This is a genomic window from Mesorhizobium sp. M7A.F.Ca.MR.148.00.0.0, from assembly GCF_003997735.1.
In the GTDB taxonomy this organism is placed as follows: Bacteria; Pseudomonadota; Alphaproteobacteria; order Rhizobiales; family Rhizobiaceae; genus Mesorhizobium.
The window spans coordinates 1-13,942 of record NZ_RZTB01000133.1 but is presented as its reverse complement, the minus strand read 5'-3'; the positions used below and the strand labels follow the sequence as shown (position 1 = coordinate 13,942).

The 13,942-nt window shown below is 61.9% G+C and carries 13 protein-coding genes and 2 pseudogenes; 11 read left to right on the top strand and 4 right to left on the bottom strand.

The genetic code is table 11. The features are described 5' to 3' along the window. The first annotated feature begins 178 nt into the window (after positions 1 to 178). From EOB49_RS29315 to EOB49_RS29305, 3 genes are all read left to right on the top strand, one after another. On the top strand, positions 179 to 460 hold the full coding sequence (locus EOB49_RS29315) for a type II toxin-antitoxin system RelE/ParE family toxin (protein ID WP_127327274.1): 282 nt from the start codon (positions 179 to 181) through the stop codon (positions 458 to 460). 37 nt (positions 461 to 497) lie between these two features. Further along, positions 498 to 797, top strand: a complete 300-nt coding sequence (locus EOB49_RS29310; protein WP_013531910.1) for a HigA family addiction module antitoxin — start codon at positions 498 to 500, stop codon at positions 795 to 797. A gap of 80 nt (positions 798 to 877) precedes the next feature. Continuing rightward, positions 878 to 1,633: a DUF502 domain-containing protein gene (locus EOB49_RS29305; protein ID WP_027036784.1), complete on the top strand. Its 756-nt coding sequence runs from the start codon at positions 878 to 880 to the stop codon at positions 1,631 to 1,633. Here EOB49_RS29305 and recG read toward each other — a convergent pair. After that, entirely contained in the window at positions 1,585 to 3,693 is a 2,109-nt protein-coding gene (recG, locus tag EOB49_RS29300) for an ATP-dependent DNA helicase RecG (protein WP_127383021.1), read from the bottom strand. The genes EOB49_RS29305 and recG overlap by 49 nt on opposite strands. A 92-nt stretch (positions 3,694 to 3,785) precedes the next feature. Between recG and EOB49_RS29295 the strand changes: the two genes are divergently transcribed. The 3 genes from EOB49_RS29295 (at position 3,786) to EOB49_RS29285 (ending at position 9,168) form a co-directional block, all read left to right on the top strand. Further along, entirely contained in the window at positions 3,786 to 4,073 is a 288-nt protein-coding gene (locus EOB49_RS29295) for a succinate dehydrogenase assembly factor 2 (RefSeq protein WP_127383020.1), read from the top strand. Between the two features lie 87 nt (positions 4,074 to 4,160). Next, positions 4,161 to 7,658 (top strand): transcription-repair coupling factor, encoded by a 3,498-nt coding sequence (gene mfd / locus EOB49_RS29290; RefSeq protein WP_127383019.1) that lies wholly within the window; start codon positions 4,161 to 4,163, stop codon positions 7,656 to 7,658. A 136-nt stretch (positions 7,659 to 7,794) separates the two neighbouring features. After that, on the top strand, positions 7,795 to 9,168 hold the full coding sequence (locus tag EOB49_RS29285) for a 3-deoxy-7-phosphoheptulonate synthase class II (RefSeq protein WP_127272015.1): 1,374 nt from the start codon (positions 7,795 to 7,797) through the stop codon (positions 9,166 to 9,168). Between the two features lie 104 nt (positions 9,169 to 9,272). Here the strand turns inward: EOB49_RS29285 and EOB49_RS29280 are convergent, their stop codons facing one another. Then, the gene (locus EOB49_RS29280; protein ID WP_127383018.1) at positions 9,273 to 10,343 is read right to left on the bottom strand and encodes a diguanylate cyclase; all 1,071 of its coding nucleotides are present in this window, start codon (positions 10,341 to 10,343) and stop codon (positions 9,273 to 9,275) included. A 407-nt stretch (positions 10,344 to 10,750) separates the two neighbouring features. Between EOB49_RS29280 and EOB49_RS29275 the strand changes: the two genes are divergently transcribed. The 3 genes from EOB49_RS29275 (at position 10,751) to EOB49_RS29265 (ending at position 12,236) form a co-directional block, all read left to right on the top strand. After that, entirely contained in the window at positions 10,751 to 11,167 is a 417-nt protein-coding gene (locus EOB49_RS29275) for a GFA family protein (protein ID WP_027036778.1), read from the top strand. Between the two features lie 81 nt (positions 11,168 to 11,248). Next, on the top strand, positions 11,249 to 11,608 hold the full coding sequence (locus EOB49_RS29270) for a diacylglycerol kinase (RefSeq protein WP_023810560.1): 360 nt from the start codon (positions 11,249 to 11,251) through the stop codon (positions 11,606 to 11,608). A gap of 40 nt (positions 11,609 to 11,648) precedes the next feature. Beyond that, complete coding sequence (locus tag EOB49_RS29265; RefSeq protein ID WP_127383017.1) at positions 11,649 to 12,236, top strand: hemerythrin domain-containing protein; 588 nt, start codon at positions 11,649 to 11,651, stop codon at positions 12,234 to 12,236. A gap of 3 nt (positions 12,237 to 12,239) precedes the next feature. Here the strand turns inward: EOB49_RS29265 and EOB49_RS29260 are convergent, their stop codons facing one another. Both EOB49_RS29260 and EOB49_RS29255 read right to left on the bottom strand, forming a co-directional pair. Then, positions 12,240 to 12,827 carry a DedA family protein gene (locus EOB49_RS29260; RefSeq protein ID WP_127383016.1) on the bottom strand — a complete coding sequence of 196 codons (588 nt, stop codon included), beginning with the start codon at positions 12,825 to 12,827 and terminating at the stop codon, positions 12,240 to 12,242. Next, positions 12,824 to 13,387 (bottom strand): DUF1003 domain-containing protein, encoded by a 564-nt coding sequence (locus tag EOB49_RS29255; RefSeq protein ID WP_127383015.1) that lies wholly within the window; start codon positions 13,385 to 13,387, stop codon positions 12,824 to 12,826. The genes EOB49_RS29260 and EOB49_RS29255 overlap by 4 nt, the downstream gene beginning before the upstream one ends. A gap of 91 nt (positions 13,388 to 13,478) precedes the next feature. Between EOB49_RS29255 and EOB49_RS29250 the strand changes: the two are divergent. Then, positions 13,479 to 13,658: pseudogene (locus tag EOB49_RS29250) on the top strand (DNA-3-methyladenine glycosylase I); the annotation flags it as partial. Positions 13,659 to 13,733: 75 nt separating this feature from the next. Further along, positions 13,734 to 13,942 (top strand): annotated as a pseudogene (locus EOB49_RS37015) (hypothetical protein); the annotation flags it as partial.

Sequence of the window (13,942 nt, the reverse complement as noted above, 5' to 3'; positions counted from 1 at the left end):
CCGTGTTCATGGGCACCGACGTCGACCAGCCGCGCAATCTGGCGAAATCGGTGACCGTGGAATAGGTATCGTCAAATCTTGCCGCCGATCAACCGATAGCAAATTTGTATCGGCCGATGATACATTTGCTTGCGCGTCGACATGTATCAGTGTATGATACAATCTAGAGGGCGCGTTATTGATCGTTTCGTTCAGAGGCAAGGCGGTCGAAGCGGTTGCCGAAGGGAAGGCGCCAAAGGGCTTTCCGCCGGATTTGGTTGCCCGTGGCGAACGCCGCCTTCGCGCAATTGCCAACGCTGCCCAACTGAATGACCTTCGATCGCCGCCCGGAAATCATCTTGAAGCCCTGAAAGGGAGCCGAGCCGGACAGCATTCAATTCGCATCAACGACCAGTGGCGCATCTGCTTCAAATGGACCGCTGCTGGCGCTGAAGACGTGGAGATCGTCGATTACCATTGAGCGGGCACTTGCCCTGAACCCTTGAGGACCCTGAACTATGCTCAAGTTCGCACGTCCAGTTCATCCTGGAGAATTCCTGCGTGAAGAATATCTCGTCCCGCTCGGCATGAGTGCAGGCGCGCTGGCGAAAAAGCTCAACCTTCCGCGCACCCGTATCGAACGCATTGCCAAGGAAGAGATCGGCCTGACTCCCGATACGGCTCTTCGCCTCGCCAGATTTTTCAACACCACGCCCGAATTCTGGATGAATTTTCAACAGGCCTATGAGCTTGAAACCGAAGCCAGAAAGCTGGCGCCGGAACTCGAGAAGATTGAGCCGCTGGAAGTAGCGGCATAATCGGCTCTTTAAAAACTTCGCAGTTCCAAACTGGACGGCGGTTCACTAATGTCGCGTCGCAATAGCGCCTCCGGTGAATCATGTCCGACGCTCCCAAGACTTCCGGCGTGACCCGGCTGAGGAACTACTTCCTCACGGGCTTCATCGTCTGCGCGCCGCTGGCGATCACCGCCTACATCGCCTGGTCATTCATCGGTTGGGTCGATTCCTGGGTGAAACCCTATATTCCGGCCCGCTACAGCCCTGACACCTATTTGTCGTTTCCTGTGCCGGGGTTCGGGCTGATCGTGGCGCTCATCCTGATCACGCTGATCGGCTTCCTGACGGCCAACATCGTCGGCCGCGCCATCGTCAATTTCGGCGAGCGCCTGCTTGGCCGCATGCCGTTGGTGCGCGGCATCTATGGCTCGCTGAAACAGATTTTCGAGACCGTGCTGTCCAACAAGGGCGACATGTTCCGCCAGGTCGGACTGGTCGAATATCCGCGCAAGGGTGTGTGGTCGCTGGTGTTCGTCGCCAGCGAGAAGGAAACCGAGATCAACCAGAAGCTCGACCAGGAAGGCGATCCGCTGATTGCCGTGTTCATGCCGTGCACGCCAAACCCGACCACCGGATTCCTGATGTATGTGCCGAAGTCGGACATCGTGCTGCTCGACATGACGATCGAGGACGGCGCCAAGCTGATTGTGTCGGCCGGGCTGGTGGCGCCCGAGGTCAAGCAAATGGTTGTCGTGAATGGCGAGCCGATCGAAGGGATGCTCGCCAACCCGTCGGTTGCCGCCCTGGCTCAGCCGGCGCGCAGGAGCCGCACGGCCTCGTCGCGACCGAACAAATAAAGCAGCAGGCGCAACGCCTCGCCACGCTGCGATTGCAGCTCCGGGTCGCGCGACAGGATCAGCCTGGCATCGTCGCGGGCGGCCTCCAGAAGGTCGGCATGTGCCTCGATGCGCGCCACCTGGAAACCTGGCGTGCCGGACTGGCGGGTGCCCAGCAATTCGCCTTCTCCGCGCAGCTTCAGATCTTCTTCGGCGATCAGGAACCCGTCCTCGGTCTCGCGCATCACCGACAGCCGGCGTTTTGCGGTCTCGCCGAGCGGGTCCTTGTAGAGCAGCACGCAGGAGGAGGGCTTGTCACCACGCCCGACCCGGCCGCGCAACTGGTGCAACTGGGCGAGGCCGAAGCGCTCGGCGTGCTCGATGACCATGACGGTGGCGTCCGGCACGTCGACGCCGACCTCGATGACCGTGGTGGCGATCAGGATGCGTGTCTCGCCCAGCTTGAAGGCACGCATCGCCTCGTCCTTCTCGGCACCCTTCATGCGGCCGTGAACGAGCCCGATACGGTCGCCGAACAATGGTTTCAGCGAGGCGAAGCGGTCCTCGGCCGACATCAGCTTGATTTCTTCGGATTCCTCGACCAGCGGACAGATCCAGTAGATCTTCTGGCCGCCGGCGACGGCGTCCACCATGCGGTCGACCAGTTCGTCGAGCCGCTCGAGCGGCAGTGTAACGGTACGGATCGGCTGGCGGCCGGCCGGTTTTTCCGTCAGTTTCGACACGTCCATGTCACCGAAAGCGGTCAGCACCAGCGTGCGGGGGATGGGAGTGGCCGTCATCACCAGCATGTCCGGCGCGTCGCCCTTGGCGGTGATGGCAAGCCGCTGATGGACGCCGAAACGGTGCTGCTCGTCGATCACGGCGAAGACCAGGTCGTGGAACATGACCGTCTCCTGGAACAGCGCATGGGTGCCGACCACGATGTCGATCTCACCGCTTGCCAGGCCGGCCAGCGTATCCGCGCGTTCGCGGCCCTTTTCGCGGCCGGTGAGGATGGCAATGCGCAGCCCGACCTTGGCGGCAAGCGGCGTGATGGTCGCCAGATGCTGGCGCGCCAGGATTTCGGTCGGTGCCATCAAGGCTGCTTGGCCGCCGGCCTCGACGGCGCGTGCCATGGCCAACAGCGCGACGACCGTCTTGCCGGAGCCGACATCGCCCTGCAGAAGCCGCAGCATGCGCTCGGGATCAGCGAGGTCGGCATTGATTTCGGCCAGCGCAAACTCCTGGCTCGATGTCAGCGAATAGGGCAGTGCAGTCCGCAGTTTTTCGACGATGCGGCCGTCGCCGACCAGGGGACGCCCGGACAGCCTGCGGACTTTTGCCCGCACCAGCGCCAGCGAGACCTGGCCCGCCAGCAACTCGTCATAGGCGAGCCGCCGCCAGGCGGCGCCGTCGATGGAGACGTCGATTGGGTCGGCCGGATTGTGGATGCGGGCGAGCGCATCGGCAAAGGCCGCAAAGGTGTGCCGGCGCATAAAGGCGCCGTCCTGCCATTCGGGAAATTCAGGCACACGCGCCAGCGCCTGGCCGATCGCCCGGCGCAGCACCTTGCCCGAGAGCCCGGCTGTCAGGGGATAGACCGGTTCGACCAGCGGCAGGTTTTCCGCCTCGCTGGCCAGCGCAATATGGTCGGGGTGGACCATGCTCGGGCGGCCATTGAACCATTCCATGCGGCCCGAGACCACGACATGCTCGCCCTCGGGCATCGCCTTTTCGAGATAGGAAGCGTGAGCATGGAAGAAGGTCAGCGCGATCTCGCCGGTGTCGTCATGGGCGAAGACGCGGTAAGGCACCGACCTGTTGCCGCGCGGCGGCGGCTGGTGGCGGTCGATGCGCACCTCCAGCGTCACGATCTGGCCTTCCGCGGATCCTGCGATGCCCGGCCGGCTGCGGCGGTCGATGACGGTGTGCGGCAGCACGAACAGAAGGTCGCCCGCGCGGGCGGGGCGGTCACCCAGATCGGCCGGGACAACCTTCTCGATCAGCGCGCCGACTTTCGGTCCGACGCCTGCAAGCGACGTGATCGGTACAAACAAGGGATCGAGGATGGTCGGGCGCATGATGTCAGCTTATGTTGCGATGGCGGCAGCGCAAGGCTGACAGCCCCTTCTATCCACGCTATATGCGCCGCAGCAAGCAAGGATGCGGCACGATGACCGGAACGACGAGATCAAGCGAGGGGCTCGACGTCCGCCGCCGCAAGCTTCTGTTTCGCTCCTGGCATCGCGGCATGCGCGAGATGGACCTGATCCTCGGCACTTTCGCCGACGCTGAGATCGGCGCCTTGACGGCTGAGGAAATCGACCAATATGAGAGGCTCCTCGACATTCCCGATACCGAATTCCTGCCCATGGTCACCGGCGAACGCCCGGTTCCGGCCGATATCGATTGTGCCGTCCTGCAAAAGATCCTGGCTTTCCGCCACTCCATGACATTTTGAACAACGACATCCTGAACACAAGCAATTCCAGGAAAAGTGCGAAGCGGTTTTCCGTTCGGAGTTGCGATAGAACAAGACCGTGATTTCATGAGCCTCATTCCCACCATCGGTTTGCCGAAAGACCGCGCCGGCCAGTTCATCGTCGACGGCGTCGCTGATGGCTATGAAGCCTTTGCGCTGGTGCAGGCGGCACTCGAGATCGCGCCCGACAAGCCGGTTCTGTTCGTCGCGCGCGACGGTCAGCGCCTGCCGGCGATCGTTGAGGCGCTGTCTTTCGCTGCCCCCGGCCTGCCGGTGCTGCAACTACCGGCGTGGGATTGTCTGCCCTACGACCGCGTCTCGCCCGGTTCGGATGCTGCCGCCAAGCGCCTCGATGCGCTGACCGCCATGATCGCTCTGGCGAAGAAGCCGCACCGCGCCGTCATCCTCACCACCGCCAATGCGCTGCTGCAGCGCATTCCGCCGGCGGATCTCGTCGAGGCACAGACGTTCCACGCCAGGCCCGGCAACCAGATCGACATGAACGTACTGGTGTCGCGGCTGGAAACGTCCGGTTTTGAGCGCGTGCCGACCGTGCGTGGCATCGGCGAGTTCGCGGTGCGCGGCGGCATTCTCGACCTGTTCGCGCCCGGCTGGACCGAAGCACTCAGGCTCGACTTCTTCGGCGATACGCTGGAATCGATCCGTGTGTTCGACGCCGCCACACAGCGCACCACCGGTCAGCGCAAGTCGATGGCGCTGCAGGCGATGAGCGAAGTGGCGCTGACGCCCGAAACCATCAGCCGTTTCCGCCGCTCCTATATCGAAGCCTTTGGCGCTCCACAGCGCGATGACGGGCTCTATACAGCAGTCAGCGAAGGGAGACGGTTTGCCGGCATGGAACACTGGCTGCCGTTTTTCTATGAGCGGCTGGAGACGGTGTTCGACTATCTGCCTGACACGCCGGTCATCTTCGACCATCTGGCGCATGAGGCGTTGGCCGAACGCCACACGCTGATCCTCGACCATTACGAAGCGCGCAAGAAGCAGGCGGACGGTGCCTTGAAGGACGCCGTGCCCTACAAGCCGGTCGCACCGGACCTGCTCTATCTCTCCCCGGAAAACCTGATTGCCTCGCTGGGGCCGCGTGAAGCGATCGACTTCACGCCATTCGACGCGCCCGACGTTGGCGCCAAGAAAGTCTATCACGCCGGCTCACGCCACGGCCGCAGCTTCGTCGAGGAGCGCGCCGATCCGAACGCCAACGTGTTCGATGTCGTCGTCAAACACATCGCCGATGAGCGCGCGGCGCGCCGCCGCGTCGTCATCGCCGGCTGGACCGAAGGCTCGCTCGACCGGCTTGGCCAGATCCTTGCCGAACACCATCTCGGCAACCTCAAGCAGGTGGCGACGCTGGCGGAAGCCGAAAAGCTCGAACCGGGGCAGGCGGCCCTGGCCGTGCTGCCGCTCGAATCCGGCTTCGAGACCGAAAAACTGGTCGTCGTCGCCGAACAGGACATTTTGGGCGACCGGCTGATCCGGCGCTCGAAACGCAAGAAGCGTCCGTCGGATTTCATCGCCGAGGCCTCGGCGCTGTCGGCCGGCGACATCGTTGTCCATGCCGACCACGGCATTGGCCGTTTCATCGGCCTGCGCACCATCGAAGCGGTCGGCGCACCGCATGACTGCCTGGAAATCCACTATGCCGGCGACGACCGGCTGTTCCTGCCGGTGGAAAACATCGAACTCCTGTCGCGCTACGGTTCCGACACGACCGAGGCGACGCTGGACAAGCTTGGCGGCGGCGCCTGGCAGTCGCGCAAGGCGCGGCTGAAGAAACGCCTGCTCGACATGGCCGGGCAGCTGATCCGCATCGCCGCCGAGCGGCAGATGCGCTCCGCACCGCCACTGGTGCCGGCAGAAGGCCTCTATGGCGAGTTCGCGGCCCGCTTCCCCTATGAGGAGACCGACGACCAGCAGACGGCCATCGATTCGGTGCGCGACGATCTTGCTGCCGGCAAGCCGATGGACCGGCTGATTTGCGGCGATGTCGGCTTCGGCAAGACCGAAGTGGCGCTGCGTGCCGCCTTCATCGCGGCGATGGAAGGCTTTCAGGTGGCAGTTGTGGTGCCGACGACATTGTTGTCGCGCCAGCATTTCAAGACCTTTTCGCAGCGTTTCTCCGGCCTGCCGATCCGTGTCGGCCAGGCGTCGCGGCTGGTCGGCGCCAAGGAACTGGCCGAGACCAAGAAAGGCATCGCCGAGGGCCAGGTCGATATTGTCATCGGCACGCACGCGCTGCTTGGTTCCGCGATCTCGTTCAAGAACCTTGGCCTGCTGATCATCGACGAGGAGCAGCACTTTGGCGTCAAGCACAAGGAGCGGCTGAAGGATTTGAAGACCGACGTGCACGTGCTGACGCTCTCGGCGACACCGATCCCGCGCACGCTGCAACTGGCGTTGACCGGGGTGCGCGAGCTGTCGCTGATCGCCACGCCGCCGGTCGACCGAATGGCGGTGCGCACCTTCATCTCGCCGTTCGATCCCCTGGTCATCCGCGAGACGCTGCTGCGCGAGCGATATCGCGGCGGCCATTCCTTCTATGTGGTGCCGCGCATCAGCGATCTCTCGGAAATCCATGATTTCCTGAAGGAATCCGTGCCGGAGTTGAAGGTGGCGGTGGCACATGGCCAGATGCCGCCGGGCGAACTCGACGATATCATGAATGCCTTCTATGACGGCCAGTACGACGTGCTGTTATCGACGACCATCGTCGAATCCGGTCTCGACATCCCGACCGCCAACACGCTGATCATCCATCGCGCCGACATGTTCGGCCTGTCGCAGCTTTACCAGTTACGCGGTCGCGTCGGCCGCTCGAAGGTGCGCGCCTATGCGCTGTTCACGCTGCCGGCCAACCGCAAGCTGACCGACACCGCCGAGCGCCGGCTGAAGGTGCTGCAATCGCTGGATACGCTGGGCGCCGGCTTCCAGCTCGCCAGCCACGACCTCGATATCAGGGGCGCCGGCAATCTTCTCGGCGAAGAGCAGTCCGGCCACATCAAGGAGGTCGGCTTCGAACTCTACCAGCAGATGCTGGAGGAAGCCGTTGCCGAGGTGAAGGATTCCGGCGAGGTCCAGGATGGCGGCTGGTCGCCGCAGATTGCCGTCGGCACGGCGGTGATGATCCCGGAAAGCTATGTTCCGGATTTGCAGCTCCGGCTGGCGCTCTACCGCAGGCTTGGCGATCTCGAAAACACCGAGGAAATCGACGCTTTCGGCGCCGAGCTGATCGACCGCTTCGGCCCGCTGCCGGACGAAGTCAAGCATCTGCTCAAGATCGTCTTCATCAAGGCGCTCTGCCGCAAGGCCAATGTCGAGAAGCTCGACGCCGGGCCGAAGGGCGTCGTCATCCATTTCCGCAAGCGCGAATTCTCCAACCCGGTCGGGCTCGTCCGGTTCATCGGCGAGCAGGGCTCGCTGGCCAAGATCCGGCCGGACCACAGCGTCGTCTTCGTGCGCGATTGGCCAACCCCCGAGAAGCGATTGGCGGGCTCGGCGGTCGTCATGACCCAGTTGGCGCGGCTGGTGGAGAAGGCGGCGTAGCCGGCCCAGGCCATTCGCCAGCGCTTGAATTCCGGTCTAGAATAGGAAATCGGCTTCGTGTATGGAGCCGCCATCCCATATAGGGGCGGGAAATGGCAGGCGAGGGTGCTTGCCGGAAAGAGCGTTGGGTGCAGCGATGACGAAATGGTCGCCGAATTCGTGGAGAGCAAAGCCGATCAAGCAGGTTCCTGCCTATCCGGACCTTGCCGCGCTGAAGAACACGGAGGCCCAGCTCGCAACCTTTCCGCCGCTGGTTTTTGCCGGTGAGGCGCGCAAGCTGAAGAAGCAGCTCGCTTCTGTCGCCGCCGGTGACGCATTCCTTCTCCAGGGCGGCGATTGCGCCGAGAGCTTCGCCGAGCATGGCGCGGACAACATCCGCGATTTCTTCCGCGTCTTCCTGCAGATGTCCGTGGTGCTCACCTTCGCCGGCGCGCAGCCGGTGGTGAAGGTTGGCCGCGTTGCCGGCCAGTTCGCCAAGCCGCGATCGTCCGACAACGAGACCAAGGGCGAGGTGACGCTGCCCAGCTATCGCGGCGATATCATCAACGGCATCGAATTCGACCCGAAGTCGCGCATTCCGGATCCCGCTCGCCAGGAAATGGCGTACCGCCAGTCGGCGGCGACGCTCAACCTTCTGCGCGCTTTCGCGCAAGGCGGCTATGCCAGCCTGGAGAACGTGCACCGCTGGATGCTCGGCTTCGTGTCCGACAGCCCGCAGGGCGAAAAATATGAGTCTCTCGCCAACCGCATCACCGAGACGATGGACTTCATGAAGGCCGTCGGCATCACTTCGGAAACCAACTACGCGCTGCGCGAGACCGATTTCTACACCAGCCATGAGGCGCTGCTGCTCGGCTACGAGGAGGCACTGACGCGCGTCGATTCGACCTCCGGCGACTGGTACGCCACGTCAGGCCACATGATCTGGATCGGCGACCGCACCCGCCAGCCCGATCATGCCCATGTCGAATATTGCCGTGGGATCAAGAACCCGCTCGGGCTGAAATGCGGCCCGTCGCTGACGCCGGACGGCTTGCTGGAGCTGATCGACCTGCTCAATCCCGAGAACGAGCCCGGCCGGCTGACGCTGATCGCCCGCTTCGGTTCCGACAAGGTCGCCGACCATCTGCCGAAGCTGGTGCGCGCGGTGCAGAAGGAAGGCCGCTCCGTGGTGTGGTCGTCGGACCCGATGCACGGCAACACGATCGAGGCCGCCGGCTACAAGACGCGGCCGTTCGACCGCATTCTCAAGGAGGTCCAGACCTTCTTCGAGGTGCACCGCGCCGAAGGCACGCATCCGGGCGGCATCCATGTCGAAATGACCGGCAAGAACGTCACCGAATGCACCGGTGGCGCGCGCGCCATCACCGCCGAGGAATTGCAGGACCGCTACCACACCCATTGCGATCCGCGCCTTAACGCCGACCAGGCGATCGAACTGGCCTTCCTGGTCTCGGATCTGTTGAAGAAGAGCCACCCGGTGCAGCACAAGCAGGCGGTCAACGGCTGATTTTCGCGCAGTCCGAATCAGATCCATGAAAGGGCGTCCGAGAAATCGGGCGCCTTTTATGTCTGCGCTAGTCCAGTGTTCCCGGCACCAGCGGGCAGGGACTGTCAGTCCTTCTTGTAGAGCAGCCAGCTCTTGCCGGCCCTGCCTGTCATCGTCGAGTGCCTGGTGACCCGGTTGCGGCCGCTGACCTTGGAGCGATAGAGCGCCCGGTCGGCCTTGGTGTAGAGATCTTCGGGTCCTTCGGCTTCGGACGCCATGCAGATACCCATCGAGACGGTGACGGTGCCGTAATTCGTACCGGTCTGGCTGCTGGTGAACGGCGTCTGCTCGATCAGGGCACGAATACGCTCTGCGACGTCATAGGTGGCGTCCTCGCTGGCGCCCTCGATGATCAGCGCGAACTCCTCGCCGCCGGTGCGGGCGACGAACATGTCGCCGCGAATGCTGGTCTGGAAAATATCGGCGATGCTCTGGATGATCTTGTCGCCGACCGGGTGGCCATAGCGGTCGTTGATATCCTTGAAGCGGTCGATGTCGACAAGAACCAGGGCGTTGAACAGGATACCCCTGTTGCTGTTGTAGATCCTGGTGATCTCCTTGTCGAAGGCGCGCCGATTCCAGATATGCGTCAAGGGATCGGTGTCGGCCAGGCGCTTGTACTCCTCAAGCTTCGACTTGACGCTTTCGAGTTCGGCCGTCTTGTCGTTGAGCGTCGAGGCCACCTGCCGGCCGTGATCGATCGTCGAATTGGTGGCAACCGCCATGGCGCTGGCGATCTTCTGCAGGAGATCCTGAGAGAGAAGGCTGCGGCCGCTGAGGCCGCTCGATGTCTCATCGAGGATCCTGCCGTATTTCTCGATGTGGCTGCGCTCGCTCCGCAGCAGCGAAGCAACCTCCTCGAGCTCCCTGGCAATGACGTCTCTGGCATGCTCGACGATGCCAGGGCCATGGTTGTGGGCAAAGAAAGTGCGCCCGATCTGATCAAGTTCATCCTGTGTCGGCCGGCTGGTCAGGGAGACGACGGCCATGCTGAGTTCGCGATTGGTGCCGCTCAGGGCCTCATAGAAGATCTCGTAATTGCGCGGCAGGCCGAGCACGCCCAATTGGCGCATTGTCGCGACAACAGTGGCTGCGATGTCGGTGCTTCGTTCGGTCGGGACAGCTGCCGGCTGCATCTTGGTTCTTCCCCTCGGATCCTCCGCGGAATTCGCGGTTTCCTTTGTCGCCGAGCCCTGGGGAATGCGACCGACGCTTCGAACAACTTGCGAAGGGATGCGTCCCCACCCACGGCCTTCGCTTGCAGGTGACCATAAATGCGCCGTCGCTAAAGTTTCCTTAACTGGCAGAGGGTCAGCGGGTTTTCTCTGTCTGCGGGCTGTAAAAGCCTTGGTCCGTGCGTCCAACAGTTGGAAACAACGCCGGTGCGGCGGCTTGAATTCGCGATTCGCGCATCGCACTCTTGAAAATGAAACCGAATTTCGGATTCTCCACGCCAGCACATGTCGCATTTGCTTGCGTGCGTGCGCCGCAAAGCTGGAATCCTGAAGGCGATGCCAGGCACTTTTCTTCAAGGAGGATCGACGTGAGTGATGGTCACCAGGGATCGTGTCTATGCGGAGCCGTCCGCTTCAGAACGAACGGAGCGCTGCGTGGCGTCGTCTATTGCCATTGCTCGCAATGCCGCAAGCAGAGCGGACATTTCTATGCCGCGACCAATGTTGCCAACGCCGATATTGTGATCGAGGGCACGGAAAGTATCACCTGGTACGAAGCCTCCACCTTCGCCAGGCGTGGGTTCTGCAAGGCATGCGGATCGGTGCTGTTCTGGAAGCCGCGAGACCAGGACTACGTTTCGGTCATGGCGGGATCGTTCGACAAGCCGACAGGTCTTGAGGGCGAATGCCATATCTTCGTCGGTGACAAGGGCGACTATTATTCGATCGACGACGGGCTGCCACAGTTTGAAAAGTCGACACCGTCCATACCGGTTGCTGAATGAATCTTGGACAAGTCACCTTATTCCATTGATCTGGCCAGCCATTGCATTATCCCGTGCCGGTAATTCGCAAAGGGGTTTGGCATGCAGCGGCTGATCGATGCTTATTTCAATTCGGTGCGGGCGTTTCGCAAGCTGGCCACCAGCGAGAAGGCTTTCCAGCAGGAGCTGATGCTGCTGGCGCTTGCCTTGCCGCTCGGCTGGTTCGTTTCGATCTCGTGGCGCGGTTATGCCTTGCTGATCGGCGCCGTGTTGCTTTTGATCATGGTCGAAGTGCTTAACACCGGCATCGAGGCGGCATGCGACGCTTTCAGCCGCGAGTTCAATGTCGATATCCAGTTGGCCAAGGATTGCGGTTCGCTGGCGGTGCTGATTTCGGTACTCATCGTCGCCGGCGTCTGGGGCATTGCCATTATCGAGCGGATCACCGGGCTACCGATCTAGCCTTTCGATGCCTATATGCCAGTCACCAAAGGAGACTGTCATGGCCGGGGCCGCCAATTTTCTGCTTCTCGAACGCGTGGGCCTGCCGGATGATCTGCGCTGGCTGGCCGAGAAATATCCGCGTGAGAACTGGCAGGACCATGCCAACATCCACGGCATCGCCAATATGTGGCTGCAGCGGCACGACATGTTCCGCGAACTTGGCGGCATGCTGGCCAACGGCATCGGCGACTACCGTGAGGGACGGCTGACGGCGCCTGATTTCGCGCGCTGGTTCGCGCCCCGCCTCAATCATTTTCTAGGCAACCTCGACGGTCACCACAACCTCGAGGATTATCAATATTTTCCGGTCTTCGCCAAGGCCGAGCCCCGTTTGAAGCACGGCTTCGAGATCCTCGATGCCGACCATCACACCATCCATGAAGGGCTGGAGCGTAATGCCGAGGCGGCCAATGCGTTCATCAAGACGCTCCAGGAGAGCGAAGACAGACAGCGCTTCGCCGCCGACGCCTATGCCGACGAAAACAGCCGGCTGATCGCCATGCTGACAAGGCATCTTGCCGACGAGGAAGACCTGATCATCCCGCTTATCCTCGATCGGGGGGATCAGGCGCTCGGCGTGGATTGACGATCAGCCCTCCCTGGCGCGTTCCTTGCTGGCGATGTGACGGGCGACGAGCCATGCCAGAACGGCCACGGTCAAACCGATGCCAAGCCCGATCAGCAACCGTTCGTGATGCATCAACGCCTGGCCGATGACGTGCTCGGCGCCAAGTCCAAAGACATAACCGATCGTACCGAACAGCACCGCCCAGACCGCCGATGAAAGCGCGTTGAGGATGACGAAGCGCGGCGCGGCGATGCTGGAAAGTCCGGCTGCAATGCCGCCGACGAGGCGCATGCCGTAGATATAGCGGTTGGACAGCACGAAAATGTCTGGATGGGTGTTGAGCAGCCGAAAGGCGCGGCGGAAGCCGGGCCGTTTGCGCAATCTGACGACATAGGGATGGTCGGCGAAGCTTCGTCCGAGGATGAAGAAGAAAGTATCGCCGACGAAGGCGCCGAGCGCGGCCGCAAGAACCGCGTGCCACAGGACGAAGACCTGCTGGTGGGCGAAGAAACCGCCAAGAATGGCGGCACTTTCGCCCTCCGCGACACAGCCGATAAAGACCGCGAGCAGCCCGTATTGTTCGATGAAATGATGGATCGCGCCGGTCATGAAGCCGACCGCTGCGAAGACAGCCTTTCGTCGATCCGCTTGATCATTTCGGCCAGTTGCACGATCTCGTCGCGCATACCGAGAATCTGGCCGTGGCGCAGTTCATCCAGCTTTTCATGCAGCGCCATGATCTCGATCTCGGCTTTCAGGTTGACCTCGTAATCGTGGGCGGCGTCGATGCGGTCGCGTTCGGTCTGGCGGTTCTGCGCCATCATGATCACCGGCGCCTGCAAGGCGGCGACCATCGACAGAACGAGATTGAGGAAGATGAACGGGTAGGGATCGAAGGCGTCACGCGACAGCAGCCAGACATTGGCTGATGTCCACAGGATCAGAAAGGCGATGAAGGTCAGGATGAAGGACCATGACCCACCGATGCGGGCGATCGTGTCGGCGAGCCGGTCGCCGAAGGTCTGGTGGAATGCGACGGCCTTGTTGGTGTCGCGCGAGATGGTGGTGCGTTCGAGCGTCGATTGCAGCACCCGGCTTTCGAGCTGGCTGAGGCCGTCCGGCCGCCGCTTGAGCCAGCGGTTCGCCAGGTCGTCGATCGTCTTGTTCATGGCCATCTCCAGGGTCTTTGGCTTGCCGTAAGAGGTAGAGGCTGCCGGCTCACACGGGAAGTGTTAGATGATTCCAGTTGCCGAGGGACCAATGGCCGATTTCAAGAAAATTCGCGCACGCGCCGCAAAACGCAAGGGCGGCGAAGAGGAACTGACGTCGCTGCTGGGTCCGGCGCCTGACAATGCCGCCGTGGCTGACATCGCCGATGACCGCATTCTCTCTGTTATGGCCGAACGCGTCTTCGCCGCCGGTTTCGTCTGGCGCGTGCTCCTGTAGACGTCTGGACATCGCTGGAGCTTGTAACGGGCAGGCTGTTCCCTACATGCGGGGAAAGGAGCTAACCCAATGAAAATAATATACAATTCTAATCCAAAGTTATCAGAATCTATTGAGGCCACCGACAAAGTTTTAAAAAGTTCAGTGGCAAAAGAATCGCTGATCATCAGTTACATCAGGTGGTCAACGGTCATCCAAGGCGAAGGCGACTCCTATCGTCGGCAAAAATATTTGGCGGACGAATGGTGCAAAAAGCACGGACTGGAACTCGCTGAAGA

Bases quoted from the DNA above. Each gene is read 5' to 3' on its own strand.
- EOB49_RS29310 (WP_013531910.1), top strand. From the start codon at position 498: ATGCTCAAGTTCGCACGTCCAGTTCATCCTGGAGAATTCCTGCGTGAA.
- EOB49_RS29305 (WP_027036784.1), top strand. From the start codon at position 878: ATGTCCGACGCTCCCAAGACTTCCGGCGTGACCCGGCTGAGGAACTAC.
- recG (WP_127383021.1), bottom strand. From the start codon at position 3,693: ATGCGCCCGACCATCCTCGATCCCTTGTTTGTACCGATCACGTCGCTT.
- EOB49_RS29295 (WP_127383020.1), top strand. From the start codon at position 3,786: ATGACCGGAACGACGAGATCAAGCGAGGGGCTCGACGTCCGCCGCCGC.
- mfd (WP_127383019.1), top strand. From the start codon at position 4,161: ATGAGCCTCATTCCCACCATCGGTTTGCCGAAAGACCGCGCCGGCCAG.
- EOB49_RS29285 (WP_127272015.1), top strand. From the start codon at position 7,795: ATGACGAAATGGTCGCCGAATTCGTGGAGAGCAAAGCCGATCAAGCAG.
- EOB49_RS29280 (WP_127383018.1), bottom strand. From the start codon at position 10,343: ATGCAGCCGGCAGCTGTCCCGACCGAACGAAGCACCGACATCGCAGCC.
- EOB49_RS29270 (WP_023810560.1), top strand. From the start codon at position 11,249: ATGCAGCGGCTGATCGATGCTTATTTCAATTCGGTGCGGGCGTTTCGC.
- EOB49_RS29265 (WP_127383017.1), top strand. From the start codon at position 11,649: ATGGCCGGGGCCGCCAATTTTCTGCTTCTCGAACGCGTGGGCCTGCCG.
- EOB49_RS29260 (WP_127383016.1), bottom strand. From the start codon at position 12,827: ATGACCGGCGCGATCCATCATTTCATCGAACAATACGGGCTGCTCGCG.
- EOB49_RS29255 (WP_127383015.1), bottom strand. From the start codon at position 13,387: ATGAACAAGACGATCGACGACCTGGCGAACCGCTGGCTCAAGCGGCGG.